Origin of the sequence: Candidatus Nitrosotalea sp. FS (assembly GCF_011319475.1) — an archaeon.
GTDB lineage: Archaea > Thermoproteota > Nitrososphaeria > Nitrososphaerales > Nitrosopumilaceae > Nitrosotalea.
In genome coordinates, this window is the sequence record NZ_RCMC01000071.1 from 1 (window position 1) to 1,578 (window position 1,578).

Sequence of the window (1,578 nt, forward strand, 5' to 3'; positions counted from 1 at the left end):
ATAAAAACTTACAACTGGTCCAAAGAACAACACCAAGCACAACAGCGACTAGAAAATACCATCATATGACAATCTCTTTGCCGCAGATGACACATTTGACAATTGTTTCCTCCGAAGGTATCCTGTCAAATTTTTTTGAACCGCAANACACGACTACTAAATACCATCATATAACAATCTCTTTGCCGCAGACGACGCATTTGACAATTGTTTCCTCAGAAGGTATCCTGTCAANCCCCAATGGATTGCAGCTGCATGTGAAAATGAAAGTGCTTTTCCAGCCTTGAGATTTGGTCCAATCAACTCCTTGTAGACTGTTGCTTGAACCATATCTGGAATCAATACATGAATAATGTCGGCTTTTTGGCAAGCCTGTGGAATTGTCATCACTTGATGACCATCTTGCTGGGCTTTTTTCCAGCTAGTGCCAGACTCTTGTAGTCCAACTATAACATTAAGACCAGAATCTTTTAGGTTATTTGCTTGGGCATTGCCTTGTATGCCATAGCCAATTACTGCAATTGTTTGATTTTTTATTAGATCTAAATTAACATCTGTGTCTTTCCAACTTTTAGCCATGCTCAACACTAAAAATCATGGAAATAAAAACTTACAACTGGTCCAAAGAACAGTACCAAGCGCAACGGCGACTAGAAAAGACCATCAGATGACAATCTCTTTTCCACATACTACGCATTTGACAATTGTTTCCTCAGAAGGTATCCTGTCAAATTTTTTCGAACCGCAACCTGGGCAGATTGGGCATGCTCTGGCTTTTTCCATACAATACTATTTGGTGCCACAAAGATATCAATTGTGTTCTTGTGGTATAAAAAAAGAGTTTATCTGAAAGATTTTTCAAGGAGATACCAGTTGAGTGGATTTATCAATTTTTCATCAGATGACGAGGATGTAAATCTAGAATACTTGTATAATATCGGACTATCTCATGCAAAGAGAGGCAATCCAAGAGACGCAATATTTTATTTTGACAAGGTATTGGATGTAGAGCCAACCCATGTCAATGCACTTGTAAACAAGGGCAATGCACTAGGAAAACTTGGAAAATACGATCAGGCAATAACATGCTATGATGTAATTCTAAAGGAAAATTCAGAACACATGACTTGTCTTCTCAACAAGGGACTTGCACTACACTATCTTGGAAGATATTCTCAGGCAATAACATGCTATGACAAAATCTTGGAGAAGACTCCAGACAGTGCAAGTGTGTTATACCACAAGGCATGTACCAAGTCACTTCAAAAGGATACGGACCAGTCTCTGGCATTACTAGAAAAAGCAATACTGCTTGACGGAGAGTTTGCAAAAAAGGCTTCAATGGACAAGGATTTTGACATCCTACATGACGACCCAAGATTCAAGTCTCTTACAGCATAACAGCCAATAGAAAAAAATACAGTACCAGAAATCATCTAGTGATGGATGTAGGCATTATAGGTACAGGTCTGCTTGGCAGTGCAATAGCAAAACGCATTGCATCATCAGGACACAAGGTACATGCATACAACAGGACAAGGCAGAAAGCAGAATCGCTAAAAAAACTAGGAATCAAGA

General features: G+C 39.0%; 2 protein-coding genes and 1 pseudogene. 2 read left to right on the forward strand and 1 reads right to left on the reverse strand.

What is annotated here, in order from left to right:
* Positions 1–235: 235 nt before the first annotated feature.
* A pseudogene (locus DYY66_RS03050) lies at positions 236–579 on the reverse strand (NAD(P)-dependent oxidoreductase); the annotation flags it as partial.
* Between the two features lie 294 nt (positions 580–873).
* Here DYY66_RS03050 and DYY66_RS03055 point away from each other — a divergent pair.
* Complete coding sequence (locus DYY66_RS03055; protein ID WP_166286117.1) at positions 874–1,401, forward strand: tetratricopeptide repeat protein; 528 nt, start codon at positions 874–876, stop codon at positions 1,399–1,401.
* Positions 1,398–1,578 (forward strand): NAD(P)-binding domain-containing protein (locus DYY66_RS15820; protein WP_394352554.1); only part of this gene is annotated, 181 nt, incomplete at its 3' end. The genes DYY66_RS03055 and DYY66_RS15820, both read left to right, overlap by 4 nt.